At 60.7% G+C, this 26,852-nt stretch carries 19 protein-coding genes; 7 read left to right on the forward strand and 12 right to left on the reverse strand.

The features are described from left to right. Nucleotides 1-24: 24 nt before the first annotated feature. The 3 genes from galU to cysQ form a co-directional block, all read right to left on the reverse strand. The gene (gene galU, locus ACMVPR_RS19175) at nt 25-915 is read right to left on the reverse strand and encodes a UTP--glucose-1-phosphate uridylyltransferase GalU (protein ID WP_416884177.1); all 891 of its coding nucleotides are present in this window, start codon (nt 913-915) and stop codon (nt 25-27) included. A gap of 113 nt (nt 916-1,028) precedes the next feature. Further along, nucleotides 1,029-2,267 carry a glycosyltransferase family 2 protein gene (locus ACMVPR_RS19180; protein ID WP_416884178.1) on the reverse strand — a complete coding sequence of 413 codons (1,239 nt, stop codon included), beginning with the start codon at nt 2,265-2,267 and terminating at the stop codon, nt 1,029-1,031. Between the two features lie 8 nt (nt 2,268-2,275). Then, entirely contained in the window at nt 2,276-3,073 is a 798-nt protein-coding gene (cysQ, locus tag ACMVPR_RS19185; protein WP_416884179.1) for a 3'(2'),5'-bisphosphate nucleotidase CysQ, read from the reverse strand. Between the two features lie 126 nt (nt 3,074-3,199). On the opposite strand from cysQ, the gene ACMVPR_RS19190 reads away from it, so the two are divergent. Continuing rightward, nucleotides 3,200-4,030: an ABC transporter permease gene (locus ACMVPR_RS19190; RefSeq protein ID WP_300587993.1), complete on the forward strand. Its 831-nt coding sequence runs from the start codon at nt 3,200-3,202 to the stop codon at nt 4,028-4,030. Here the strand turns inward: ACMVPR_RS19190 and ACMVPR_RS19195 are convergent, their stop codons facing one another. After that, nucleotides 4,031-4,633 carry an alpha-ketoglutarate-dependent dioxygenase AlkB family protein gene (locus ACMVPR_RS19195; RefSeq protein ID WP_416884180.1) on the reverse strand — a complete coding sequence of 201 codons (603 nt, stop codon included), beginning with the start codon at nt 4,631-4,633 and terminating at the stop codon, nt 4,031-4,033. It lies immediately after the preceding gene. 208 nt (nt 4,634-4,841) lie between these two features. Between ACMVPR_RS19195 and dnaK the strand changes: the two genes are divergently transcribed. The 3 genes from dnaK to radC all read left to right on the forward strand — a co-directional run bounded on the left by dnaK (nt 4,842) and on the right by radC (nt 8,837). Then, nucleotides 4,842-6,764: a molecular chaperone DnaK gene (dnaK, locus tag ACMVPR_RS19200; protein WP_300587997.1), complete on the forward strand. Its 1,923-nt coding sequence runs from the start codon at nt 4,842-4,844 to the stop codon at nt 6,762-6,764. Between the two features lie 77 nt (nt 6,765-6,841). Beyond that, nucleotides 6,842-7,993, forward strand: a complete 1,152-nt coding sequence (gene dnaJ, locus ACMVPR_RS19205; RefSeq protein WP_292268964.1) for a molecular chaperone DnaJ — start codon at nt 6,842-6,844, stop codon at nt 7,991-7,993. Nucleotides 7,994-8,060: 67 nt separating this feature from the next. Next, nucleotides 8,061-8,837, forward strand: coding sequence for a RadC family protein (gene radC, locus ACMVPR_RS19210; protein WP_416884181.1), 777 nt, complete (start codon nt 8,061-8,063; stop codon nt 8,835-8,837). Between the two features lie 6 nt (nt 8,838-8,843). Here the strand turns inward: radC and ACMVPR_RS19215 are convergent, their stop codons facing one another. From ACMVPR_RS19215 to secA, 3 genes are all read right to left on the reverse strand, one after another. After that, the gene (locus ACMVPR_RS19215) at nt 8,844-10,403 is read right to left on the reverse strand and encodes a substrate-binding domain-containing protein (protein WP_416884182.1); all 1,560 of its coding nucleotides are present in this window, start codon (nt 10,401-10,403) and stop codon (nt 8,844-8,846) included. Nucleotides 10,404-10,430: 27 nt separating this feature from the next. Continuing rightward, nucleotides 10,431-11,396, reverse strand: a complete 966-nt coding sequence (locus ACMVPR_RS19220) for a translocase (protein WP_416884183.1) — start codon at nt 11,394-11,396, stop codon at nt 10,431-10,433. Nucleotides 11,397-11,501: 105 nt separating this feature from the next. Further along, on the reverse strand, nt 11,502-14,219 hold the full coding sequence (gene secA / locus ACMVPR_RS19225) for a preprotein translocase subunit SecA (RefSeq protein WP_416884184.1): 2,718 nt from the start codon (nt 14,217-14,219) through the stop codon (nt 11,502-11,504). 175 nt (nt 14,220-14,394) lie between these two features. On the opposite strand from secA, the gene ACMVPR_RS19230 reads away from it, so the two are divergent. From ACMVPR_RS19230 to mutT, 3 genes are read left to right on the forward strand one after another with little or no spacing between them, the layout of a single operon-like run. Continuing rightward, nucleotides 14,395-15,246 carry a peptidylprolyl isomerase gene (locus ACMVPR_RS19230; protein WP_416884185.1) on the forward strand — a complete coding sequence of 284 codons (852 nt, stop codon included), beginning with the start codon at nt 14,395-14,397 and terminating at the stop codon, nt 15,244-15,246. A 3-nt stretch (nt 15,247-15,249) separates the two neighbouring features. Beyond that, nucleotides 15,250-16,479: a bifunctional glutamate N-acetyltransferase/amino-acid acetyltransferase ArgJ gene (gene argJ / locus ACMVPR_RS19235; RefSeq protein WP_416884186.1), complete on the forward strand. Its 1,230-nt coding sequence runs from the start codon at nt 15,250-15,252 to the stop codon at nt 16,477-16,479. After that, nucleotides 16,476-16,874 carry an 8-oxo-dGTP diphosphatase MutT gene (mutT, locus tag ACMVPR_RS19240; RefSeq protein ID WP_292305820.1) on the forward strand — a complete coding sequence of 133 codons (399 nt, stop codon included), beginning with the start codon at nt 16,476-16,478 and terminating at the stop codon, nt 16,872-16,874. The genes argJ and mutT overlap by 4 nt, the downstream gene beginning before the upstream one ends. 312 nt (nt 16,875-17,186) lie before the next feature. On the opposite strand, the gene infB is transcribed toward mutT, so the two are convergent. The 5 genes from infB to ACMVPR_RS19265 form a co-directional block, all read right to left on the reverse strand. Beyond that, nucleotides 17,187-19,673 (reverse strand): translation initiation factor IF-2, encoded by a 2,487-nt coding sequence (infB, locus tag ACMVPR_RS19245; RefSeq protein ID WP_416884187.1) that lies wholly within the window; start codon nt 19,671-19,673, stop codon nt 17,187-17,189. Then, nucleotides 19,670-20,317 carry an RNA-binding protein gene (locus ACMVPR_RS19250; RefSeq protein ID WP_416884188.1) on the reverse strand — a complete coding sequence of 216 codons (648 nt, stop codon included), beginning with the start codon at nt 20,315-20,317 and terminating at the stop codon, nt 19,670-19,672. Before ACMVPR_RS19250 ends, infB begins: the two co-directional genes overlap by 4 nt. A gap of 29 nt (nt 20,318-20,346) precedes the next feature. Continuing rightward, a complete protein-coding gene (nusA, locus tag ACMVPR_RS19255; RefSeq protein WP_416884189.1) occupies nt 20,347-22,029 on the reverse strand; it encodes a transcription termination factor NusA in 1,683 nt (560 codons plus the stop codon). Nucleotides 22,030-22,034: 5 nt separating this feature from the next. Beyond that, on the reverse strand, nt 22,035-22,604 hold the full coding sequence (gene rimP, locus ACMVPR_RS19260) for a ribosome maturation factor RimP (protein WP_300583485.1): 570 nt from the start codon (nt 22,602-22,604) through the stop codon (nt 22,035-22,037). Between the two features lie 164 nt (nt 22,605-22,768). Further along, a complete protein-coding gene (locus tag ACMVPR_RS19265; protein WP_416884190.1) occupies nt 22,769-26,851 on the reverse strand; it encodes a translocation/assembly module TamB domain-containing protein in 4,083 nt (1,360 codons plus the stop codon). Nucleotide 26,852: the final 1 nt, after the last annotated feature.

Genomic DNA, 26,852 nt, shown 5'->3' on the forward strand with positions numbered 1-26,852 from the left:
GAACCTTATCGGGTGTTGCATGGATCATTCGGCCGCGTTTTCGATCTGCATCACCGAGTCGAGGAACCGACGCAGATCGTCCTTGAGATCGTCGCGCGCCAGACCAAAGGCGACCGTTGCCTGCAGGAACCCTGCTTTCGATCCGCAATCGAAACGCTGTCCGCGGAACCGGTAGCCATAGACACCCGTCCCGTCGATCTCTTGCGCGATCGCATCCGTCAACTGAATCTCGCCGCCAGCACCGGTCTTGAGCTTGTTGAGGTTCTTGAGCACCTGCGGATCTAGGATGTAGCGCCCGATCACGGCAAGGTTGGAAGGCGCATCTTCGACTTTGGGCTTCTCGACCATGTTCTTGACCGAAACCATCGACCCCATGTCTTCCTTGACGTCAAGGATACCATAGCTCGACGTCTTGTCGCGCGGCACTTCCATCGCGGCCACCATGTTGCCGCCGGTTTCCTCGTAAGCTTCGACCATCTGCTGAAGGCAGGGTTTTTCCGCCGAGATCACGTCGTCCGGCAGCATGACCGCAAAAGGTTCGTCGCCGATCAGACGGCGCGCGCACCAGACCGCGTGGCCCAGACCCAGCGCCTTGTGCTGACGCATATAGGCGATGGCACCGCTTTCCATGTTGGTGGATTTCAGGTCTTCGAGAATGTCCAACTTGCCCTTCCGGCGCAGTTCGCGCTCCAGAATGGGGCTTTCATCGAAATAATCCTCAAGCGCGCTTTTCCCGCGCGAGGTGATGAAGATGAATTCCTTGATGCCAGCGGCGCGCGCCTCGTCAATGGCGTATTGCACCAGCGGACGGTCCACCAGCGTCATGATTTCCTTCGGAACGGATTTGGTCGCCGGCAGGAAGCGCGTTCCAAGCCCGGCAACTGGGAATACGGCTTTGGTGACTTTTCTACGCATCGGGCTGCTCCTCCGTGTCGCGTCTCACTGCGCGTCCCTGGTTACCTGACAAACTCATACGTAAGTGTACGGCTTGAGACTCCAAATAATAAGGACTTTTGTCGAATTTGTGTCTAATCGACGAGAATTAGAGGATTTTTTGATCGAATTCCGCCTATTCGATTGAGCGTTTCACGCAGTCTCGCCTGCAGGTTGCTGGCGCGAACCAGCGGCTCCTGTCGCAATTCGCGTCCATAAAGGCCCCCGGTGTGCAGCCAGAACCCCTGTTCGGTATAGCGGACCCGGTGGTATTGCGCCGTGCGTTGGTAATCAATGACCGTGACCCGATGTCCCTGATCCGTCAGGGTTTTGGCTTTGGCATAGGTGGCTTTCGCATCGTGCCGCGAGACGACCAGACAGTGATCTTGTGCCTCTGATACACGATCCGGCACTCTGTTTGGCGCCTGGTCCTGCCAGTCCGGCGGCGCGATGGGCGCGCGGGTGCGTCCGGTATCATATCCTTTGGCAAGGTCGCGGATCAGCATAAAGGCACGGTCGGGGGGCAGAGAGCCATTCTGCATATGCCGCAAGAGCCAAGCGCGCCGGTCCGTCAGAAACGCCGCACGGGCCGCGTCCTGATCCTGTGGCGGGCAATGCTTGCCATGAAACACCGCTGCCGACGCGGCAATCTCGAACACATCGCGCGGTGTCCGGTCAGCAGCGCGGAACCGGCTAGGCCCGCTGGCATGATGCACCACCGCCTTGGGCACAAACACCGTTTGCCCGCCATCGCGCGAAATCCGGTAGGTCAGATCGGTTTCATCAAGGTAGAAGGCGAACCGTTCATCAAACCCGCCTTGCGCGACGACCACTGACCGACGCAGCGCCATATTGGTGCCATGCAGGCGCGGCAGCCGCCCATCCTCGGGTGACAGAACCACCGGCGCATCGCCCGTAGCGGCGATGGCATGGCTCTGTCCAAACGCATCCACCCGCGACGCCGCATGCTGCACCGAAATACCGTTGCGCCCCAGTGTCGTCCCGCCCACCTGTGCGACCGCCGCATCACCAAACCCTTGGGCCAAATGCGCCAGCCATGTCGGTTCCGGCACCGCGTCATCGTCCAGAAAGGCAACCACCTCGCCCCAAGCGGCGTTCACCCCGGCATTTCGCGCAGCCGAGATATTGGCGATGTCGAGGTCGATCACCCGCGCAAAGTCAAAGCGTCGTGCAACCTGCGCCCCGGTCGGGCAGGCAACGACGACTGTTTCGAAGCGGGGATAGTCGAGCTGCGAAACGGCGTGCAAACAGCGCTTCAACCAGTCCGGCCGCCCACGGCTGACAATAATGACACTGATGGCAGGCACCGACATGGCGTCGGTCAGACAGGGCTCAGGTCGATGCCCGGTGCCGTTGCCACAAAGTACGGGTTGGCAAACCCCGGCTTGCCATAGACCAGAGGCTCAAGATCATCGAGGCGCAGAACCCTGCCGCCCGCACCGGTCAGGACCGCATGGCCCGCTGCCGTGTCCCACTCCATCGTCCGGCCCAGACGGGGATAGAAATCTGCCTCGCCCGTGGCGACAAGACAAAACTTGAGCGAGGACCCCGCGCTCTTGCTGTCCTTGACGCTGTAGCGGTTGATGTAATCGTCGGTCGCCTGATCGCGATGCGATTTTGACGCCACGACCATCAGCGCGCCGCTGTCTGGGTCCGACACTTGGATCGCTGTTGTCGCGCCGGGTGTCTGCTTGTCGAAATCTCCGGTCTCCTCCACGCTTTGGCCAGAGGCATCCGTATAGAACAACCGGTTCTTCGCCGGCGCATAGACCACGCCCCGCGTCGGCACGCCATTCTCGACCAAAGCGATATTGACGGTGAAGTCGCCCCGCCGTTGAACGAACTCCTTTGTGCCGTCCAGGGGATCGACGATCAGGAAATCACGCACATCCAGATCATGTGTGTCGGCCTGTTCCTCGGTGATCAGGGCAATCTCGGGAAACGCCGCGCGCAACCCGGCCGAGATCAGAGCATCTGCGGCTTCATCCGCTTCGGTGACCGGGCTATCGTCGGATTTCGCACGGACATCGAAATCGTCGGCCTTGTAGATCTCCATGATCTTGTCCCCTGCTTCAAGCGCAAGGCGACGCATCGTTTGCGTCAGGTCTTCATAGTTCATGGTCACAGGCCCTCAGTTCGATTGATTTAAATGCGCGCCTCTCTTATCATTGGCTTAACAAATGTCCGCAACAACAGTCAGGTCAATTGACGGAAAAACGCGGGCTGCGGCAGAGGCAGACAAAAGATGTTTCAGAAAACGGTTCCGACCAACCGGGTGTCCTCGGCGGTCAACATTCTTGAACTGACCTACCACAACACCGTCCGCGAGATCCGCAAGGCGCATGGAAATGCGTTCATGTCGATTGCCGTCAGCGTGTTCCAATCGCTGCTCTTTGTGCTGTTCTTTTACATCATGTTCAACATCATGGGCGTCAAAGGGCTGGCGCTGCGGGGTGATTTCGTCATCTTCCTGCTCACCGGCATCTTTCTGTTTATGACCCACAACAAGGCCGTGGGCGCTGTCTTGGGCAGCGAAGGCCCGTCAAGCCCGATGATGCAGCACGCGCCGATGAACACCGTCATCTCGATTTTTTCGGGAATGTTGTCCGTCCTCTATATTCAGATGCTGGCGATCTTCTTCATTCTCTTCATCTACGACGTAACCTTGAACCCCTATGTGTTGACGGAAATCGTCGATCCTGCGCCGGTCATGGGCATGTTGCTGCTGGCCTGGATTTCGGGTGGTTCGGTCGGCATGGTGTTTCTGGCGATGAAGCCATGGTTGCCGGGGCTGACCGCCACCCTTTCGAATGTCTACAAACGTGCCAACATGATCGCGTCCGGCAAGATGTTCGTGGCCAATTCTCTCCCGGCCTTCATGATTTCGATGTTCGACTGGAACCCGCTGTTTCACACCATTGACCAGGCACGCGGCTATGCGTTCATCAACTATGTCCCCCGGAATTCGAACTGGGAATACGTGGTTTATCTGTCTCTGACCCTGCTCATGATTGGGCTGATGGGGGAATTCTATACGCGCAAACATGCGTCCGCCTCATGGTCGGCCCGGCGCTGATCAGGTCACGACCCGCAGCGTCAGGTTGATCCGACCGCCCTTGGGCAAAAGCGTCGAACTGTTCGGGCGGATGCGGTCGATCCCGTGATAGGCGCGCCGCGCCTCACCCCCCATCACAACCACATCGCCGGATTTCAGCCAGACCGACTCGGTCTTCCCGCCCCGCGTCGCGTTGCCCATCCGAAACAGTGCCTCGTCCCCAAGCGAGACTGAAACAACAGGCTGCGACAGGTCGGCCTCGTCCCGGTCCTGATGCATCCCCATCTTGGCCGTGGCATCGTACCAGTTGATCAGACAGCATTCCGGCGTCCGGGCGTACGGAACAATGTCCTGCCACATCCCCAGCAGCTCTGCCGGAATCGGAGGCCACGGCACACCGGACGGGTGCAGCCGCTCGTAGCGATAGCCCTTACGGTCACTGATCCAACCATAGGTGCCAGCCGCGCTCATGCGCACTGACATCGGTGTGCCGCGCGGTGTGACAGGCTGAACCAACGGGGCCCGACCCAGACAATCGCGCAGGTCCGCCACCAGTTGTGCCTGCGCATCCGGCGCAAAATAACCCGGATGAATCTCGAAATCGCGGATGCGCAGCACAGTCATGAACCAAGAATAATGCGCGCAGCGATGAAACACATACGGAATTTTCAGGATTACCCGGTAGCAGCAACGCTTGCAGGCCTGTTGATGCCTCCTTATATACCCACCGGACCCGCTGGAACGAAATGACAGCGGAACAGAATGCGGGGCGGGATGCCGGAATGGGTCTTCGTCTCGTGACATCGCCTTAAGATATGAAGGGATCGAAAACATGGCCAAAGTGATTGGTATTGACCTCGGTACAACCAACAGCTGCGTCGCGATCATGGATGGATCGCAACCACGCGTGATTGAAAACTCCGAGGGTGCACGCACAACCCCGTCCATCGTGGCATTCACCGACGACGAACGCCTCGTGGGTCAGCCGGCAAAGCGTCAGGCTGTCACCAACCCTGAAAACACCGTCTTCGGCGTCAAGCGCCTGATCGGCCGCCGCAATGATGACGCCGATCTTGCCAAGGACCGCAAGAACATGCCGTTCGAGGTGATCGACGGCGGCAATGGCGACGCATGGGTGCGCGCCAAGGGCGACAAATACAGCCCCTCCCAGATTTCCGCCTTCATCCTCCAGAAGATGAAGGAAACCGCTGAGTCGTATCTCGGCGAAGAAGTGACACAGGCGGTCATCACCGTTCCTGCCTACTTCAACGACGCCCAGCGTCAGGCAACCAAGGATGCGGGCAAGATCGCCGGTCTCGAAGTGCTGCGCATCATCAACGAACCGACAGCAGCGGCACTGGCATACGGGCTCGACAAGAAAGAATCCCGCACCATCGCGGTCTATGACCTTGGCGGCGGTACATTCGACGTGACCATCCTCGAAATCGACGATGGCCTGTTCGAAGTGAAATCCACCAATGGCGACACCTTCCTTGGTGGCGAAGACTTCGACATGCGGATCGTCAACTACCTCGCTGACGAGTTCAAGAAAGAGAACGGCGTTGACCTGACCAAGGACAAGATGGCGCTCCAGCGTCTCAAGGAAGCTGCGGAAAAGGCCAAGATCGAACTCTCGTCCTCCAGCCAGACCGAAATCAACCAGCCGTTCATCTCGATGGACGGCAAGACTGGCCAGCCGCTTCACCTCGTGATGAAGCTGACCCGCGCCAAGCTGGAAAGCCTTGTGGGCGACCTCATTAAGGCGTCTATGAAGCCGTGCGCCGCCGCTCTGAAAGACGCAGGTCTCTCGACCTCCGACATCGACGAAGTCGTGTTGGTCGGCGGTATGACCCGGATGCCGAAAGTGGTCGAGGAAGTGACCAAGTTCTTCGGCAAGGAACCGCACAAGGGTGTGAACCCGGACGAGGTTGTGGCGCTGGGCGCGGCCATTCAGGCTGGCGTTCTGCAGGGTGACGTGAAGGACGTTGTTCTTCTCGACGTGACCCCGCTGTCTCTGGGCATCGAAACGCTGGGCGGCGTGTTCACCCGCCTGATCGACCGAAACACCACGATCCCGACGAAGAAGTCTCAGATCTTCTCGACAGCCGAGGACAACCAGAACGCTGTGACGATCCGTGTGTTCCAGGGTGAACGCGAGATGGCGGCCGACAACAAGATGCTCGGTCAGTTCAACCTCGAAGACATCCCGCCCGCACCGCGCGGCATGCCGCAGATCGAGGTGACGTTCGACATCGACGCCAACGGCATCGTGTCCGTGTCCGCCAAGGACAAAGGCACCGGCAAGACGCAGAACATCACCATTCAGGCGTCCGGTGGTCTGTCCGACGAGGACATCGAAAAGATGGTCAAGGACGCAGAGGCAAACGCCGAAGCGGACAAGGAACGCCGCGAAATGGTCGAGGCCCGCAACCACGCCGAAAGCCTCATCCATTCGACCGAAAAGTCGGTGGAAGAGCATGGCGACAAGGTTGACCCGACCACCGTCGAAGCGATCGAACTTGCCATCGCGGCGCTCAAGGATGATCTGGAAGACGAAAAGACCACGGCTGACAAGATCAAGTCGGGCATCCAGAACGTGACCGAAGCAGCGATGAAGCTGGGCGAGGCGATCTACAAGGCGCAAGCCGAAGATGGCGATTCCGAACCCGCCGCAGCAGATCGGGCACGTGGTGATGACGATGACAGCATCGTCGATGCCGACTTTGAAGATCTCGACGACAACAAGCGCGCCTGACGCTGGTTGGGCGGAACCGAAAAGGGGCCGGTCCGGATACCGGGCCGGCCTCTCTCGTTCCGTAGAAGGAGGGCATGATGTCCAAACGTGACTACTACGAAGTGCTCGGCCTCAAGAAAGGCGCTTCTGCCGACGAGATCAAGAAAGCCTATCGCGCCAAAGCGAAAGAGCTTCACCCGGATCGCAACGCAGACAACCCCAAGGCCGAAGACCAGTTCAAAGAGGCGAACGAGGCTTACGAGGTTCTCAAGGACGCCGACAAGAAAGCGGCCTATGACCGCTACGGCCACGCTGCCTTCGAAGGTGGCATGGGCGGCGGTGGTCGTCCCGGTGGGTTCAGCGGTGGCGGGCAGGGCGACTTTGCCAGCGCCTTCTCTGACGTGTTCGACGACCTGTTCGGTGATTTCATGGGCGGCCAACGCGGCGGCGGGCGTCAACGCGCCTCGCGCGGCGCCGATCTGCGCTACAACCTGCGTGTCACGCTCGAAGACGCCTATGCCGGGATGCAAAAGACCATCTCGGTGCCGACCTCCGTGCAATGCGGGTCCTGCTCCGGTTCCGGTGCGGAAGGGGGCGCAGAACCCACAACCTGTCCGACCTGTTCGGGTATGGGCAAGGTCCGCGCGACCCAGGGGTTCTTCACCGTTGAACGCACCTGTCCGACCTGTTCGGGTCTGGGCCAGACAATTAAGAACCCCTGCAAAACCTGCAGCGGTGCTGGCCGTGTCCAGAAAGAGCGTGCTCTGTCGGTCAACATCCCCAAGGGTGTGGAAACCGGAACCCGCATCCGCCTTGCCGGTGAGGGTGAAGCGGGCCTGCGCGGTGGGCCTCCGGGCGACCTCTACATCTTCATCGACGTGGCCCAGCACGAGCTGTTCCAACGCGATGGCGTTCATCTCCATTGCCGCGTGCCGGTCTCCATGGCCGTCGCTGCGTTGGGTGGCAATATCGAAGTGCCGACCATCGACGGTGGCCGCAGCCGCGTCGCTATCCCCGCAGGCAGCCAATCGGGTCGCCAGATGCGTCTGCGCAGCAAGGGCATGCCCGCGCTGCGTGGCACAGGGCAGGGCGATATGTTCATCGAACTCGCGGTGGAAACACCGGTCAACCTGACCGCCAAGCAAAAAGAACTGCTGCGCGAATTCGAAGAGCTGAGCGAAGACAACAACCCGGAATCCAAGAGCTTTTTCAAATCCGTAAAGGGCTTCTGGGATTCCATGAAAGGCTGATCGGACGGCCCCGCCCTATGCGGGGTCGTTAGCATTTCATTAAGCGCTTCTGCGCCAAAATCGGCGCATGACGCGCGCGCCTTCCTCACAACTCTCACTTTTCGAAGCCGCGGCTCAGGCTCAGGTGCGATCGGCCAAGCCGAAATCCCAAAAGCCCCCAAAACCGAAACAACCTTCCTATATCGGCGGCCACCGAAAACGCCTGCGCAACCGCTTCCTTGTCGGCGGGGCCGAACCGCTTCCTGACTATGAACTGCTGGAACTGATCCTCTTCCGCAGCCTCAAGAACGGCGATGTCAAACCACTCGCCAATCTGCTGATCGCCACTTTCGGCGATTTCAACCGCGTCCTCTCTGCCCCCATCGAACGTTTGACCGAGGTGCAGGGCGTGGGGCCGGAAATCGCGCTCGATCTCAAACTGATCGAGGCGGCGACCCACCGCATGTCCCAGGGCAAGGTCCTGAAACGTCCCGTCATCTCAAGCTGGACCGCGTTGCTCGACTATTGCCGCGTGACCATGTCGCACCGCGAGACCGAGATGTTCCGTATCCTGTTCCTCGACCGCAAGAACGTCCTGATCGCCGATGAAATTCAGGGCAAAGGCACCGTCGATCACGTGCCCGTCTACCCGCGCGAGGTCATCAAACGCGCGCTCGATCTGAACGCCTCGGCGCTGATCCTCGTACACAATCACCCCTCGGGTGACCCAACGCCGTCAAACGCCGACATCGACATGACCGAAACCATCCAGCGTGCTTGCGAGGTTGTGGGCATCACCCTCCACGATCACCTGATCATCGGCAAATCGACCGAGGTCAGCTTCAAATCCGAAGGCTATCTCTAGCCGCGCTCACCGCACCCAAACCTCGACCCGGCGGTTCACCTGTCGTCCCCAGCTTGTATCGTCGCACGCCATCGGCATCGCCTCGCCAAAGGCATCCGTCGACAGCTGCACCTGCGACAGATCCGATGTCTCCACCGCTGCCTCAATCGCCTGTTTCACCGCCTGTGCCCGTTGCTGCGCGATCCGCAGATTGCCGTCTGCCGGGCCTTCGCCGTCAGAAAACCCGACAAACACCAATTGCCGCCCGTCATAGACCCCGGCCTCGATTGCATGGGCCAATTGCTGCACATTCGACCGCGATTGCGCATCCAGCCGCGCCGCTCCTGCCTCGAACCGGAACGATGTGGACAGCCGCCGCAAGGGGGCCAGGGTATCAACCATCCGCTTCAGCGCAGTCAAATCCGCCTCGCCTTCGGCCACCCGAATGGCATTGGCAAAGCGATCCCCCTGCGCGTTGAGCGCAATCTCTTCTGGTGCCTGATCCACAAATCCCGCACGCCGCGTGATGATCTGGGCAGGCGCGGTCCGCGTATAGGCCAAGAAATCACGCCCCAGTTTCGGCAGTCGCCGCGCCGGGATGTACAGGAACATCGGCGCCGTCAGCGGATAATCCTCGGTCTTGATCGTCAGCCGATTGGCGCGCAATTCAAACCCGCAGGGCCCGGTCAGCGCCAAAGGCTTGCTGTTGCCGATCTCCGAAAAGCTGGCAACGCCCAGTGAAAGCTGATCCCGCGCCACCGCCTGTGCCAGCGCAGTGTTTGTCGCGTGACGGGTCACCTCGGCAATCAGCGACCGTCCCGCCTGCCGAAGAACCCGATCGTCGACCGCCTGTGCAATACCGGACTGGGCATCCCTCAAATGGATCGAAATCGGCGCATCCGCGCCACCAAGCGTGCGCCAATTGTCGATCTCGCCGGCCAGAATACGGGACAGGTCCGACACCGAAACCGCCGCGACCGGATTGGTCGGCGACACGATCACCGTCATGGCATCCAGCGCCAGAACACGACTGCGGTTCACATCATCCAACTGACCCAATCCAACCTCGGCAGCCAACGCCAGCTCACCTTCTCGGATCTCGCGCAGCGCCATGACCAGATCAGCTTCGTCTGCCAGCAAATCGGCAAATCCCTCATCGGTGCTCGACACCCGGAACTGAAACCGTCCGACGGGGGACTCGCTGTCGGGCGCGGACAGGACATATTCGAAATGCGTGTCATCGATCTTGACCCGCTCGGCCTTCAGGCCGCTCTGCAGGGCAAAGCCTTCGACAAGGGCGGGCATGAGCACATCGCCGATGGTGGACGACCCGGAAATCGACAATTCCGCCACGAAATCGGTCAAAGACGGGCATCCGGGCCCTTCGCACAGAACGCCAGACCCATCGACGGTCAGTTCGCCATACTGGGTCTCGACACGGTAGAATTCTCCGTCAAAGCCCAAGAGAGTGCCCGATAACTCAATCGCCCCGTCACGCGACTTCAGCGTCACGTCGTCGGCCAGTACGGCAGCACCACTCACCAAAAGGAAAAGTGCGGCCGAAAACGCCGCACAGATCTGTTTCATCACCAAAAGAGCCTTTGACCCGCCTGCTTATTTTGCGGCGATTGTCAGGTCTTCCACAATATTTTTCAACAGCAAGAAATCACCAACTGCATCACATCCCGGTACATCGATGGTCAGTTCTTTCGAGGTCAACGTACCACCGTTGCGGATTTCCAGCGTTTGCGCCTCGACGCTGCTGTCGCAGTTCGATGCGATGATCTCTGCCTCTACCGTCAATGTCACGGTCCCGGCGGTGTCGGTCATGCCCGAGGGGAAGGTATAGACCTCGGCAAGCAGAGCGTCCGGGGCGTCGGCGGTCCCAAGGGAGGTCAGGAACCCGCCCTGTCCTTTTGCCGCACGGGTCGGGTCGCCGCCCGCGCCATGCCAGATGTGACCGTCGGTGAAGTACTCTGCATCGAATTCGCGGGCATGCAGCTGCAGCCCGGCATCGCCGCGCCATTGCAGCACCACGCGGTCATAGAACGGAACAGAGGTGACATCGGTCATCGCCACGGCGCCGCTACCGTCCAGAAACGAAGCGATTACAAGCGCATGCTGGGTCAGGGCAGGAACGTCGACGGACAGGCTGCCATCGGGCTGCATGAGCGAGGTGAACATCAATCCGTTGTGGTGCAGCGTGACCCGTTCGCTCCCATGACAGGGCGCGGTAAGGTCAACGGTCATCATGGCCCCTGCAATCGGTGTCGCAGTCATGGTGACGTCGCAGGCAAAACCTGTCTCTTCCGGAGCCTCGGGCACAACGATCTCGACGGGATCAAGTACGCTGGTGACTGCGGCCGAGATGATGTTGTCGGGCAGCGATGCAACGATGGGCATGTCGACCGGCATCACGTCGCGTGGAGTCGAAGACACTTCCTGCACCTCGGACACGACCAGCGGCACCTGTGCGGTTACAGGTTGGGACTTGGTCATCCCGGATTGCATGACCGCGCCGATCCCTAGGGCGGCGCAGAGCGTGATTGCTGCGATGCGTAGCGTGAACTTCCGGTCCATGACAGACTCCCGATGCACTATTACATCGGCATGGATGCCAAAGGAATTAGGTCTGCCTAGGGCAGCGGTTAGGTCACTTTACGACGGCAATGTGGCAGGACGGCCTTACGCAAGCCGTCCATGGCAATGTTTGAACTTCTTTCCCGATCCACAAGGGCAGGAATCGTTCCGGCCCGGGTTGCCCCATGTGGTCGGATCATTTTCGTCGAAGCCTTCCAAAGCAGCCTCTGCGGTGCCGGTCCCGGCCAGCTCGGCCTGTTGTGGCGACGCTGCTTCGGCGGCCCGTGCCATGGCTGCCTGCTGCGCGGCCATTTGCTGCAGCATCACCTTCTGCTCTTCCTCGGTCATCGGGCGGACCTTGCCAAGCTGCTTGCTGACGTCTTCACGCAGGCTGTCCAGCATCGTCTCAAACAACTGGAACGCTTCGGACTTGTATTCGTTCAGCGGATCGCGCTGCGCATAACCCCGGAAGCCCACGACGGAGCGCAGATGTTCAAGCGTCAGCAGGTGCTCGCGCCATTTGCCGTCGATGGTCTGCAGCAGAACCTGCTTTTCGATCTGACGCATCGTGTCCGGACCAAAGGCCTCGGCCTTTTTCGCCATCATCTCGTCTGACGCAACCTCAAGCCGTTCGCGGATCACATCGGCATCAACGCCTTCTTCGTCGCCCCATGCAACAATCGGGGCATCGACACCCACCAACTCTTGCACTGACGTTTGCAGCCCTTGGGTATCCCACTGATCTGCATAGGTTTTCGGCGGAATATAGGTGTCGACCAGATCGTCGATCACCTGATGGCGCATGTCGCGCGCGATCTCGGACAGGTCCTGCGCTTCCATGATTTCGCGGCGCTGGCTAAAGATCACCTTCCGCTGATCGTTCATCACGTCGTCGAATTTGAGCAGCTGTTTGCGGATGTCGAAGTTGCGACCTTCCACCTTGGCCTGCGCACGTTCCAGCGATTTGTTCACCCACGGGTGCACAATCGCTTCGCCTTCCTTCATGCCCAGCGTGGACAACACCTTGTCCAGACGCTCGGACCCGAAAATGCGCATCAGGTCGTCGTCCAGCGACAGGAAGAACGAAGACCGCCCCGGGTCACCCTGACGGCCCGACCGCCCGCGCAGCTGGTTGTCGATGCGGCGGCTTTCGTGGCGCTCTGTGGCCAGAACGAACAGACCGCCCGCCGCCTTGACCGCTTCCTCGTCGCCGGTGTGCTCGGCTTCGATCCGTTTGCGTATCGCCTCGGGATCACCCTCTGGATCGGCGGCAATCGCCTCCATGATCTTGAACTCGACGTTCCCGCCCAGTTTGATGTCCGTTCCGCGACCGGCCATGTTGGTGGCGATGGTCACGGCACCCAACTTGCCCGCATCCGCGACGATCTGCGCTTCCTGCTCGTGCTGGCGCGCGTTCAGAACGTTGTGGGTGAGTCCCGCATCGGTCAGCAACCGGCTCAGCATCTCGGACTTTTCAATCGACGTGGTGCCCACGAGAACCGGTTGACCCTTGGCGTGCGCCTCTTTGATCTCGGTCACGATGGCGTCGTATTTTTCCTTTGCGGTCCGGTACACGCGGTCATCTTCGTCGATCCGCGCAATCGCCCGGTTGGTCGGCACTTCGACCACACCCAGCCCGTAAATCTCGGCAAATTCGTCCGCTTCGGTCGTGGCGGTGCCGGTCATGCCCGCCAGCTTTTCATACAAACGGAAATAGTTCTGGAACGTCACCGACGCGAGCGTCACGTTCTCGGGCTGGATCTTGCAGCCTTCCTTCGCCTCGATCGCCTGATGCAGACCTTCGGACAGACGCCGGCCTGCCATCATACGTCCGGTGAATTCGTCGATCAGAACCACTTCACCATCGCGAACGATGTAATCCTTGTCCTTCTGGTACAGCTTGTGCGCCCGAAGCCCTTGGTTCACGTGGTGAATAAGGGTCGTGCTTTCCGGATCATACAGCGATTGCTCTTCGGGAAGCAGGCCAAGCCCGTGCAGGGTTTCTTCGAGAAACTCGTTGCCCTCGTCGGTAAAGGTCACGTTTCGCGTCTTCTCGTCGAGCGTGAAATGCTCCTCGGTCAGCGACGGAATCACCGCGTCGATCGCGACATACAATTCGCTGCGGTCCTGCGCCGGACCGGAAATGATCAGCGGTGTCCGCGCCTCGTCGATCAGGATCGAATCCACCTCGTCGACAATCGCCATGTAGTGGTCGCGCTGATACATCTGCTTCAGCTCGGACTTCATGTTGTCGCGGAGGTAATCGAACCCAAGCTCGTTGTTCGTCGCATAGGTGATGTCGCACGCATAAGCGGCCTGCTTTTCACCATCCGGCTGACGCGGGTAAACCACACCTGTGGTCAGCCCCAACGCGCCATACACCTTGCTCATCCATTCGCTGTCGCGCTTGGCAAGATAGTCGTTCACAGTCACGATATGCACGCCGCGCCCGGTGAGCGCGTTCAGATAGGCCGGGAATGTCGCAACAAGCGTTTTGCCCTCACCCGTCTTCATTTCCGAGATATTGCCCTGATGCAGGAAAATCCCGCCCATCAGCTGCACATCAAAGGCCCGCAGACCCAGCGCGCGTTTCGCGGCTTCGCGGCAATTGGCAAACGCCTCGGGAAGCAGCGCATCAAGCGCCTCTCCATTGGCGATACGCGCCTTGAACTCGGCGGTTTTTTCGATGAGCTGCGCATCGCTCAGTTTTTCGAACTCCGCTTCCAGTGCGTTGATCTTTTCGATCAGCGGGCGGGTCGCCTTGACTTTACGGTCGTTCGGCGTTCCGAACACCTTGCGCGCGACTTTACCTAATCCCAGCATTCATTCACTTTCAGCTTTGACATCTTCGTGTGCGGCATCTGCTTGCTCGCCTCGCACACAGCCCATATGTCACAGGGGAACGACTGGCTTCGCAGCGCCTTGTGGCGATGTAAGGTCAGGGCAATTCACTGTCAATGTCGCCCCCACGGTAGAGGCGGCTCTGGAAGGAACAAACATGACGAATCTCATCACGAAAATGTCGGCAAGCGCGTTCGCCCTGATGTTGGCCCTGCCGGTGCAGGCACAGGATACGCTGACGGCAGACTCGGTGGTGGCCACGGTCAATGGCACCGAAATCACGCTGGGCCACATGCTGATGGTACGCGCGTCTCTGCCGGACCAGTATCAGCAGCTCCCAGATGACGTGCTCTGGGACGGCATCATGGACCAGATCGTTCAACAAACCGTGCTCAGCCAGCAAGACAGCGGCGAAGAGACCCGCCGCATCAAGCTGGCCCTCGAAAACGAACGCCGCGCGCTCTTGGCCGCTCAGGTGATCGAAGGCATCGTGGGCGATGCAATCACCGACGAGGCCGTGCAGGCGATGTATGACGAAACCTACCTGCAAGGCGAACAAAGCGAAGAATACAACGCCTCGCACATCCTCGTTGAGACCGAGGAAGAAGCCGCCGCAATTGTAGAAGAACTGAACGGTGGCGCTGATTTTGCCGAGGTTGCCCGCGCGAAATCCACGGGCCCGTCGGGTCCGAACGGTGGCCAGCTTGGCTGGTTCGGCGCTGGCATGATGGTTCCGGAATTCCAGACCGCCGTCGAAGAGCTTGAGGTCGGTGCAATCTCCGGCCCGGTGCAAACGCAGTTCGGCTGGCACGTCATCATCCTCAACGAAAAGCGCGCCAAGGAAGCGCCCGCGCTTGAAGCCGTGCGCGGCGAAATCGAAAATCAACTCAGCCAGCAGGCGGTCACCCAAAAGATCGACGAACTGACTGATGCTGCAACCGTCACCCGCACCGCAAAGGAAGAGGTCGATACCTCTGTCCTGAGCAATATTGGTCTTCTGGAGGACTAAGAATTGGCCAAGATCACATCGGTTTCCCCCCTCGCACCCGCCAGCTTTCCAACGCTGCCGGTCATCGAAGGGGCAAGGTTCGCAACCGCCGCGGCTGGCGTGAAATATGCCGGTCGAACCGACGTGATGCTGGCCGTACTCGATCCGGGCAGCTGCGTGGCGGGGGCGTTCACCAAATCCGCCACGCGGTCGGCCAACGTACTGGATTGCCAGTCGAAAATCCGGCTTGAAGACGATGGTGGCGCCGCCATCATCGTCAACTCGGGCAACTCCAACGCCTTCACGGGCAGGGCAGGGGACGAGAGCGTTCAAGCCATCTGCGCCGAGGTCGCCCGCGTGACCGGACTGCCCGCCACCCGTGTCTTTACAAGCTCCACCGGCGTGATCGGCGAACGCCTGCCGCATGATCGAATCAAGGCCAAGGTCGAAGAGCTTTACGGCAACCTCGATGAGGCGGGCCTCCCTGCGGCAGCCAAGGCCATCATGACCACCGACACTTTCCCGAAAGGTTCGACCACCAGTATCGACCTGCCGGGCGGTACGGTCACCATAGCAGGCATCGCCAAAGGCTCCGGCATGATCGCGCCCGACATGGCAACGATGCTGGTCTACATCTTCACCGACGCCAAGATCGCGCAGCCTGATCTGCAAACGCTGGTGTCCGCGATCAACGAAAAGACCTTCAACAGCATCACTGTCGACAGCGACACCTCGACCTCCGATACGCTGTTGGTTGCTGCCACAGGTGCCTCGGGGGTGACTGTCACCGCAGAAGACACCGCTTTTCGCGATGCTCTGCATCACGTCATGCAAGACCTCGCGCATCAGGTTGTCCGCGATGGCGAAGGCGCGACCAAGTTTGTGGAAATCACCGTCACTGGCGCGCTCAACGATGCCGATGCCAAGACCCACGCCATGTCCATCGCCAATTCGCCGCTGGTTAAAACCGCCATTGCGGGCGAGGACCCCAACTGGGGCCGCGTCGTCATGGCCATCGGCAAATCTGGCGCGCCCGCCGACCGTGACACGCTCAGCATTTCCTTCGGCGATGTGAAAGTCGCCACCAACGGCTGGGTCGATCCCGACTACCGCGAGGAACAGGGCGCTGCGATCATGAAGCAGGAAAACATCTCCATGACCGTCGATCTGGGCATGGGCAGCGGGTCTGCCACTGTCTGGACCTGCGATCTGACCCACGGCTACATCTCGATCAACGCCGATTACCGCTCGTGACTGTCGTTCTCGTTTCCGCTGTTGCGCTCATCGACCCCGATGGGCGCATCCTTCTGGCCCAACGGCCAGAGGGCAAGTCCATGGCGGGCCTCTGGGAATTCCCCGGCGGCAAGGTCGAACCCGGCGAAACCCCGGAACAGGCGCTGATCCGTGAACTGCACGAGGAACTGGGCATCGACACCTGGCAAAGCTGCCTTGCCCCGCTCACCTTTGCGTCGCACAGCTACGAGAAATTTCACCTTCTGATGCCGCTCTTTGCCTGCCGCAAATGGAACGGCACCCCCGAATCACGCGAAGGGCAGGCGCTGAAATGGGTGCGGGCAAACCAGCTCAAGGACTATCCCATGCCCCCTGCGGATATCCCGCTTATCCCCATTCTGCGGGATTGGCTCTGACGAAAGCGCTTTTCAGTCACGAAAGTTATCTTTCCCAATGTTTTTTTCTGGCAATGAAATACGCAACAATCTAACTAAGAATTGTCAGAACTTGGGGGAGATTTGACATGCTGAAAACAATCATCATTGGAAGTTGCATGTCTGTGCAGGGAATCTTTGAAAAGGCCCTGCCCGATGGGCGCATTTGTGTCCGTGTCGGAAACAGGATCTTCGCAGGTCTGCCGGTTGCCAACGCCGCTTGATCGCGGCACGCACCGAAAAGAAAAAGGGCAGCGGTGACGCTGCCCTTTTCTGTTTCCGCGATGCGCAGGCTTAGTCCAGCTTGCGTTCAATTTCCTGGCGTTCGAAGATCTCGATCACGTCGCCCTGGCGAATGTCGTCATAGTTGTCGAATGCCATACCGCATTCCTGACCCGACTGCACTTCGGACACTTCGTCCTTGAAACGCTTGAGCGTCTTGAGCGTGCCTTCGTGGATCACCACGTTGTCGCGCAGCAGGCGCACACCGGCGCTGCGACGTGCCACACCTTCGGTGACCAGACAGCCCGCAACCTTGCCGACATTCGACACCTTGAAGACGTCCTTGATCTCGGCATACCCGATGAAGGTTTCCTTGATCTCGGCGCTGAGCAGACCCGAGGCGGCCGCTTTCACATCGTCCACAAGGTCATAGATCACGCTGTAATAGCGAATCTCGACGCCCTTCTGGTTCGCGGTGTTCCGCGCCGACGCATTGGCACGCACGTTGAACCCGATAACCGGACAGCCCGACGCTTCGGCAAGGCCGATATCGGTTTCGGTGATCGCACCAACGCCCGAATGCAGCACGCGCACGCGCACTTCGTCGTTGCCGACTTTCTCCAGCGCCTGAACGATCGCTTCGGCAGAACCCTGCACGTCCGCCTTGACCAGCACAGGAAGCTCGGACACGTTCTCGTCGTCCTTCGCCTTCTTCATCAGCTGTTCCAGCGTCGTTGCCGCACCCAGTGCCGCACGCTTTTCCTTGGCGACGTTGGCACGGTATTCCGCGATCTCGCGCGCCTGCGCTTCGGTCTCTGTCACGTTCAGCACGTCACCCGCTTCGGGTGTGCCGTTCAGACCCAGAACCTCAACCGGCACCGACGGTCCCGCTTCCTTGACGCGCTCGCCCTTGTCGTTGATCAGCGCACGGACCTTGCCGTACTGCTCGCCCACAACAAAGATGTCGCCCTGACGCAATGTGCCGTTCTGGATCAGAACAGTGGCAACAGGTCCACGACCCACGTCCAGCTGCGCTTCGATCACCGCACCCTGCGCCGCCCGATCCGGGTTCGCCTTGAGTTCGAGGATTTCCGCCTGCAACGCAATCGCTTCAAGCAGTTCCGGAAGGCCCTGACCGGTATGTGCCGACACTTCCACGTCCTGCACGTCACCGGACATCTGTTCCACAACCACTTCGTGTTGCAGCAGGTCGGTCCGCACTTTCGTGGGGTTGGCGCTCGGCTTGTCGATCTTGTTGATCGCCACGATCATCGGCACCTTCGCCGCCTTCGCGTGGTTGATCGCCTCAACCGTCTGCGGCATCACCGCGTCATCGGCAGCCACCACCAGAACAACGATATCCGTCACCTGAGCACCGCGAGACCGCATCGACGTGAACGCCGCGTGGCCCGGAGTGTCGAGGAACGACAGAACCGCCCCATCCTTCGTGGTCACCTGGTAAGCGCCGATATGCTGCGTGATCCCGCCAGCCTCACCAGAGGTGACATTGGTTTCGCGGATCGCGTCCAGCAGCGATGTCTTGCCGTGGTCGACGTGGCCCATGATCGTGATCACCGGCGGACGCGGCTTGAGATCTTCCGGAGCGTCCTCGACCTCTTTGATGACGTCCTCGACATCCGCGTCTGACACGCGCGTCACGCGGTGACCGAACTCTTCGATGATGAGTTCGGCGGTATCGGCGTCGATCGTCTGGTTCTGCGTCGCCATGATGCCGTTCTGCATCAGCGCTTTGACCACATCGCCCACACGTTCTGCCATCCGGTTGGCGAGTTCGGCCACCGTGATCGCTTCGGGCAGCTGTACGTCGCGCACAACCTTCTCGCGCGGCTGCTTGCCGCCCATGGCTTTCTGACGCGCACGCTCTTGCTTGCGCTTCATCGCCGCCATGGATTTCTGACGACCACCTTCGCCACCCAACGCTTGGTTGAGGGTCAGCTTGCCGGACCGGCGCTCTGTATCGTCGCCTTTGCGACGACCACGCTCTTCGCGCTCCCGCTCGACCTTCCGAGGGGCGGCCTGCTGCGATGGCTTCGGACCGCCAGCGGTCGGACGCGACACGGCAGGTTCTGCCGGATCGGCCGCAGCCTGCTTGGCAGCTTCCGCCGCTTCGCGCGCCCGGCGCTCTTCTTCTTCGGCTTTCTGGCGGGCTTTTTCTTCGGCTTCGCGCTGTTCGCGCTCCTTGGCCTCTTTTTCGGCGCGCATCCGGTCACGCTCTTCGGCGCGGGCTTTTTCTTCGGCTTCGCGCTGTGCGGCCTCTTCGCCTTCGCGGGCCTTTGCAGCCTGAAGTGCCTTCAGACGGCGCTCCATCTCTGCATCAGAAATCCCAGCGGGTCGTTTGCTTCCGGCTGCGCTCATTGCGCTTGTCGCAGCGCTGCCAGCAGCAGTCTGCGCCACACCGGGCTTCGGCACCACAACGCGCTTGCGCTTGGTCTCTACCACGACGTTCTTGGTCCGCCCGTGGCTAAAGCTCTGCTTTACGTTCCCGGAACGGGGACCGCCGCGCAAACCCAAAGTCTTTTTGCCGTCGTTATCGCTCATTTAGCTCTATTTTCCTTCCCAGCGGCCCCTGCCGCTGTCTTTGCATCAGACGTTCCGATGCGAAAGCCCTTCAATCTTTGGGCTTCCTCTACAACACGTTGCGTGAGTCCACCAGCGCCAAGCGCGGCATGTATCACAGTTTGTCGCCCAAAGGCCATTCCAAGCTCATCCGCCGTCAGCCAACCGATGTAGTGGCCATAATGCGGCGTGCTGAGCTTCGATTTCCCCCGGCTCGATCCGTCGGTCGCCTGCAACAAAACCTCGGCGACTTCCTTGGACAGGGAGTCCTTGACCTTTTCATAGCCGGATACGGCCACACCGGATTTGCGGCTGAGACTTATCAGGTCGACAACACGACGTGCAAGCTGTTGCTCAAGATCGGAAACCAGCGTCTCTGACACGCGCAATTGCGTTTTCGCCGCCCGATGAAACATGTTCTTTTTCACCGCGGTTTCAAGGGCTGCGCGCGTTGCGGTCACCCAGATACCCCGACCCGGCAGCTTTTCTGCCAGATCGGGAACCAGTTGATCGTCGGGACCGACAACAAAGCGGATCAGCTCGGCTTTCGGGTGCACCTCTCCGGTTGCAATACATTTGCGTTCCGGTCCGCTGTCCCGATCCTTGTCTTTGCCGCCGCGTGTCACGTGTGTTGTCGTCCCTCTGTCAGGGCAGGTCAGGCCTGCTCGTCTTCCATATCGCCAAGGTCTTCGCCTTCGACCTCGTCCTCAAGCTCGGTCGGATCGACCCAGCCCAGAAGAACGCGCGCGGTCATAACGAGGTGCTGCGCTTCCTCCAGCGACATGTCGAACGGCTCAAGCAGACCTTCGTCCTTGTGACGCTCGCCATTCTCGGTCGTCCAGCCACCGGCCAGTTCCCAATCCGCGCAGGTCGCAAAGTCTTCAAGCGTCTTGACGCCATCCTTGGCCAGCACTTCGATCATCTGCGGTGTCAGGCCTTCAAAGTTGATCAGGCTGTCATCGGCACCCAAGGCACGGGCATTTTCCAAAGCCGCTTTTGCCTGGGCTTCCAGGTTTTCGCGGGCGCGGGTCTGCAATTCTTCGGCGGTGCCTTCGTCAACACCGTCGATGACCAGCAGTTCGTCCAGTTCGACATAGGCGACTTCTTCAAGGTTGGTGAAGCCTTCGGCAACCAGAAGCTGGGCAAAGAACTCGTCCAGATCCAGCGCGTCCATGAACAGCTGCGTGCGCTCTTCGAACTCTTTCTGACGACGTGCCGATTCTTCTTCCTCGGTCATGATGTCGATATCGAGCCCGGTCAGCTGCGACGCCAGACGCACGTTCTGACCGCGGCGACCAATCGCAAGGCTCAGCTGCTCGTCCGGGACCACGACTTCGATGCGCTCGGCATCTTCGTCCAGAACCACCTTGCTCACTTCCGCAGGCTGCAGCGCGTTCACAAGGAAGGTCGGCACATCTTCGTTCCACGGGATGATGTCGATCTTTTCGCCCTGCAGCTCGTTGACAACCGCCTGAACACGGCTGCCGCGCATACCGACGCAGGCACCGACCGGGTCGATGGAGTTGTCATAGGAAATAACGGCGATCTTGGCGCGCGATCCAGGATCACGGGCAACGGCCTTGATCTCGATGATGCCGTCGTAAATCTCCGGCACTTCCATCTTGAACAGCTCTGCCATGAACTCGGGCGCGGTGCGCGACAGGAAGATCTGCGGCCCACGGGTCTCGCGGCGCACATCCTTGATGTAGCAGCGGATGCGGTCGCCATTGCGATAGCTTTCGCGGCCGATCTTCTCGTTGCGGCGCAGGATGCCTTCGCCCCGGCCCACATCGACGATGACGTTGCCGTATTCTTCCCGCTTGACCACACCGTTGATGATGGTGCCCGCGCGGTCCTTGAATTCTTCGAACTGACGGTCGCGTTCTGCTTCGCGGACCTTCTGCAGGATGACCTGCTTGGCCGACTGCGCGGCGATCCGGCCCATTTCAACCGGTGGCACTTCTTCGGTGAACATGTCACCCACCTGCGGGCCACCCGCGAAATCGGTCAGCGCCTGACCGTCCCGCAGCCAGACCGCGTTCTGCGTCGGCTTCGGTGCTTCGAAATAGGGCTTTGCGCTGTCGACGGTGAACTCCGACTGGTAGTTCTCGTACTCTTCTTCATCGACCACGGTGCGGACGCGGGTGAACGACGCGCGACCGGTCTTGCGGTCGATCTTCACGCGGATGTCCATCTCGCTGCCGTAGCGCGACTTGGCGGCACGGGCGAGGCTTTCTTCCATCGCTTCAACGACCAACCCGGGGTCGATCATCTTTTCGCGCGCCACCGCTTCGGCGGTCTGCAACAGTTCCAACTGGTTGGCGGAGGTGATTGCCATCGGTCTTACTCCTCTTCGGGCCCTTCGGCCTCAATCACGTCGTCAAATTTGGTCTCATCGAAGCCTTGGGCCTTACGCGCCTTCAGCATTTCCTTGATCAGCTCGTCGGTCAGGACCAGCTTGGCATCGGTCAGCCAATCGAACTTCAGCCCGACCGTGCCTTCCTCGATATTGATCAGCACTTCGTCACCCTCGACCCCGGCTAGCACGCCCTTGAAGCGCTTGCGTCCGTCGATCATCTCCGAGGTCTCGATCTTCGCCTCATAGCCCTCGAAGGTCTCGAAATCCTTGAGCCGTGTCAGCGGCCGGTCGATCCCCGGCGACGACACTTCCAGCGTGTAGGTGTCAAGGATCGGGTCTTCGACATCCAGCGTCGCACTCACAGCGGTGCTGATGGCGGCGCATTCGTCCACTTCAATTCCGCCTTCGGGGCGCTCGGCCATGATCTGCAACGTGGGCGACTTGCCGCTCATCAAACGGATGCGCACCAGTTCGAACCCCATGTCCTCGATGACAGGGGAAACGATCTCGGCCAGACGTCGGTCCATCGCGGCTTTGGCGATCAGGTCAGACATTGTCTCGTAGGTCTCCAGACACAAAAAAACGGGCGCGCGGCCCGTTGAAGAATTCGGTGGGTGCCGACTTTCGTCAACACGCCGCTGTTGAGCTGCATATACGGAGCGTGATCCGAGTCTGCAAGGCCTTTCGTGCGTTGCCTTCAGAACGGCGTCGGCCCGGCTCAGTAATCCCGTTCAAAGAAGATCCCGAGCGACGAATTCCCGGTATTGTCCACGTTTCCGCGTGCGGTGATGTCGGATGTCACATCAAGGTTCAGATTGATCTCGGCCCGTCCACCGCTTTCGACCACCACGTCCGAATAGACATTGTCGGAAATGTATTTGCCAGCCCGCACCGCTGTTCCGCCATCCTCGGTCTGGCTGACATCCAGATCGTCCAGCCCGAACCCGTCCCGCAGCCGCGACAGGATGCCGATCCCGCGACGCCCCGCCAAGGTGGCAACAGCATTGGCCAGTTCCAGAGCCTGCAAAGCCGACAGGTTCGACAGATTGCGCCCGAACAAAAGCTGCGCCAGCACTTCGTCCTCCGGCAGTTCCGGTGTCGACGAGAACGAGATGTCCGGCGATGACGCTGGCCCGTCCAGAATGACCCGCACGGTGATCCCGTTTGCATTTGTCGCCGCAACAAAGCGCAGAACCGGGTTGAAACTGCCGCTCAATTGAATGCGGCCTTCGTCAAGAGTGAAGCGCTGGTTCAGAATATCCAGCCGCCCGCGAACCAATTCGAACCCGCCTTGCGGAATGATGTCCGATGTCGGCCCGGTCAGCCGCAACTGCCCCGCCAATTCCGCATCCAGCCCGCGTCCGCGCACGAACACCTGTCCCGGTGCGGTCAGCGTCAGGTCCAGCCGCGTGCTCGACGGTCCTCGCTGGTCGGCGGTGGCTGTCTCCTGCGCCGATGAGATCCCGGCCCGGTCCAGCGTCCGCATCACCGGGCGCGTCGCCCCCAGATGCTCGATGGGCGGTATGTCAGACAGCGCCGATACACCGGTCGAGGGCACCTGGATTTCGGTCTCTTTCAGCCGCAGATCGCCGCTCACCAGAAGGTTCCGCCCAATCGGCCCGTTCAGAGAAACTGTGCCATCGATGCTCGTGTCGTAAAGATCGGGATCGCGGATGCCAAACCGGTTGAGCGTCGCGGTGATGGCCGCATCGAACGTGCTCAACCCCAGCCGTCCCGCCACGTCCACCGATCCACCATGGTTGCCCTGTCCTGTCAGCCCCAATTGCGCCGCGCCATTGCCAAGCTGGATCTGCCCCGTGATCGGTGACAGCACGATCCCCAGCGTCGGCGCGCTGAATTCCGCGTCTGCGGGTGTGATCGTGCCCGACAAGCTGGACAGGGCCAGTGGGCCGGACATCTGCAAATTCAGATCGGCACGTCCGTTCAGACGCCTTGGCGCGATAAACACATTGGCAAGGCCCAGTGGCGCAGAACCCGCAATGCTCAGATTGGCCTGATTGGCCGAACCGACACGCCCATCGACGGCCATTGTGGTGCCGCCCGGACCGTCCAGATCCACAGCCACGACATATCCGCCATTCTGCTGGCCGACCGTCCCGTCGACCACCAGCGCGCCTTGAAAATCAGGTGCGATCAACCCGACATTCGCCAGCCGCGCGTCGATCTGCAAACCGCTCAAGGGCCCGCTGACCCGCGCGGTGATCTCGGCGTTCTGCACATCCGCCGACACCTGTTGCAAGGCGCCATTCGCGCCCGACGCGCCAACCTCGAACCGTGTCACGCCAGCCAGAAGACGATCCACGATATCGTTTCCGATGCCCAGCCCAGCCCCTTGGCCGCGCGCGGTCACATCATACGCGCCGCCATCTGCATAGGTGCCCGTCACGTCAATCGTCGCCCGCCCGCGCAGCGACTGCCCGGCAAGCCCCGACAGCGGCGCGAGACTGTCCGCCAGCAATGATACGGCAAACTGTGCATTTGGCGCGCTCAGCGTCTGGGTCACCATCGCCGATCCGGTGGCGTCAATCGCACCGGTGCTCAGGCTGAACGCCTGCACCGTCAGGCGCTCGGTCGCTTGTTCCCACTCAAGCCGGGTTGTCACGGTCGGGGTGCGCCCCACTGCCTGCGCAAACCGCGCATCGCTCAATTGCAGCGCTGTGCCCGCCAGCCGCAAATCACCCCCGGCGGACACCAGACCACCGGACTCCGTCTGCCTGATTGATCCTTCGCCGGTCAGTGCCAGCGCGTCTGCCGACCCTTGCGGCGTATCCAGATCGCGCACCGCAACATCCGCTGTCCATCGGCCATTCGGCCCGCCGGTTGCCGCCAGATCAACCGTCCCCGACTCCAACGTCAGCCCACCCGCAAAGGGCAGCCGCACCGCTGCATTCTGGTTCGACAGATCCGCCGTCACCTCCAGATTTCGCAGGGTTGTTCCGGCAAGGATCACCCGCCCGTTCAGCTTGGCCGATCCCGCCGCTTCGCCGGGATAAACCCGGTCCAGATTGCGCAGCGTGCCGTCAAACCGCATCGAGGTATCCTGGCTGGTGATCTTGCCGTTCGCCTCGAAATCAATCGCCGGCTTCACCACCCGCACCGACCGAAGTGTCGTGCCGGTTTCATCCCGCCGCGCGTCGACCCGAACCGATCCAACCCCGGCCAAAAGCCGGTCCACCATGTCCTCACCGACGGACAGATCAAGCGTTGTGCCATCGACCGCCAAATCGAACATGCCGGAAATCGGCCCGACCCGACCGTCGACAGCCACTTCGACACGCCCCGCCAGATCGCGCCCGGCCAAAGCGGAGAACCGCGTGATGTTTTCGGCCACCAACCGCATATCAAGGCTGAGCGGCATCACCTCGCTGAAACTCCAGCTTGCGGTGCCGTTCAGTCCGTAATTTTCACCGTTGACCTCAAGCCCGGTCAACCGCACGGGTTGCCCGCTGCGGTAGTCCACGCGCGCAGCCCCGGCCAGATCGGTGCCCACCGCCTCGGCCAAAGCCGGATCGGTCAACGCCAGTGTGTCGGCGACAAAGGTCAGGTCCAGCCCGAACTCCCCGCCCTGCTGCGCAAAGCTTTGCTGGTCGATCTGCCCGCGCCCGGTGATCGTGACCGTCTCCAGTGTTGCATCCGGGCTATCAAAAGCCTCAAGCCGTGCATCGAAGGTCAGATCGCCATCCAGCGCCGCATCAAAGGTGACCGACCCCACCCGCGTATCGCCCCCGCCAAACGGCAGAACAACAGGCCCGCCCTCCGGGTTGGCGATCCGTCCCTCGGCATCCAGCGCTTCAAGCCAGCCACTCTCGGAAATCACGGCGCTCCCGGTCAAGGACAGCGCATCCGCCGTCAGCGCAAATTCCGGCAGATCCGTCCGGCCGGACGCGTCCCGCATCACCCGCGCCTGCAAGCCGATATCGGTGCCAAAGAACGCGCGTGTTTCCTCGGTCAGCAGCGGTGTCGGATCACCTGCAATGTCGACCACCACATCCAACGTGCCCGTTTCTTCCGGCGCAAGGATTTCCACTCTCCCGGTGATCCGCGGCTGACCGTCTGTCGCCAGCGCAATATCGGCGGCAAAATCGTCAACCAACCCCTCGCCCTGAACCGTCAACGCCACCGATGGCGCACCCGGAATGCCCAGCAGCGTGGCGGCAAGCCCGCCCGCCGCCTCTTCGGCAGTCAGATCAACGGCCAGTTGCCGCGATGACGGATCATAGCTCGCCGCCAGCGCAATCTGCGACTGCTTGCCATCGACCCGCTCCAGGTTGAGATCAAAATCCGCCCCACCATCGGCCAGCTCGGCCGCCCCGGTGATCGTGAATTCAGCCGCCTCTCCCAAAAGCGGCGCACCCAGTTGCAAAGATCCCACCTCGAACCGCGCGATCCGCACTTCGACCGGCAAATCCGGAATGCGGAACGGTTCCGCCTCGGCGCTGGGCAATTCCTCCCCGGCATCCGGCGAACGCGACACGACGACAGTCTGAGCGGTAAATGACGTGACATCCACAATGCCTCGCAGCAACGCGGCCCGCCGCCAGTCCAGCACGATCTTTTCGGCCCGGAACCACTCGCCCTGATCGTCCGCGATCACCAGCGACGCAATCGTCGCCTCGCTCGACAGCGCGCCCTCAAATCCCCGTATGCGCACATCGCGCCCGGCCCCGGACAACGCGTCCTGCAACAGCCCGGCCAAGTAGCCGGGATCGTCATCGCTGTTCTGTGCAAAGCTGACCAGCGGCCAGAACAGGAACACAAGGAGGGTCGCGATGAAACGCATA

The sequence above is a fragment of the Marivita sp. genome (assembly GCF_048006345.1).
Lineage (GTDB): Bacteria > Pseudomonadota > Alphaproteobacteria > Rhodobacterales > Rhodobacteraceae > Marivita.